A 692-nucleotide genomic window follows, 5' to 3' on the forward strand; every position below is an offset into this window, starting at 1 on the left:
AAAAACAATGACAGAGCATATATAGTTGAAGGTTATTCCGATGTGCTTCGGATGCACGATATAGATGTGGTAAACACAGTTGCGACTTGCGGAACTGCACTCACCAATGCACAGGCAAAGCTCCTGAAAAAATATACCAACAAGGCTACACTTATTTATGATGGCGATAATGCCGGGCGAAATGCCATGTGCCGAAATGCAGAAATACTGATTAAGAATCAATTTCATGTTTCGGTATTGGTACTCCCGGAAAAACAAGACCCTGATTCTCTTTTTACCGACAACAAAACGTTTCTTCAGTACAATGAACAACAGGAGGATTACATCATCTACAAAACGGCTGAATTCGCAGACCGCTTTGCAAATGACCCTGTAAAGAAATCGGAAGTAATAAAACGTATGGCTGCCTTGATATGCTGCTATGATAAAACGAACCAGGAGGTTTATCTCGACTTTGTTTCTGAACAGATTAAACCCAAAAAAGCATGGCAGGATGCTTTAAAGGATTATAGTCAGCCTAACGAGAAGAAGGTTAAGAAAAAGGAAAATATCAGCGATATAATCAAGCTTAAAAAGGAACAACAGGAGAACCTTCTGACCAATCAGTTTTATGAAGAAGATGGAGCTTATTGGACGGTTGAAGGAAAGAACCCGAAGCAAATATCAAACTTTACTTTTGAAGCCTTATTCTG

1 protein-coding gene is annotated in these 692 nt (G+C 39.3%); it reads left to right on the forward strand.

Going from position 1 to position 692, the window contains the following annotated elements:
* Nucleotides 1-692 (forward strand): toprim domain-containing protein (locus J1N10_RS20980; protein ID WP_262328681.1); only part of this gene is annotated, 692 nt, incomplete at both ends.

This window comes from Carboxylicivirga litoralis (assembly GCF_025499605.1).
GTDB lineage: Bacteria > Bacteroidota > Bacteroidia > Bacteroidales > Marinilabiliaceae > Carboxylicivirga > Carboxylicivirga litoralis.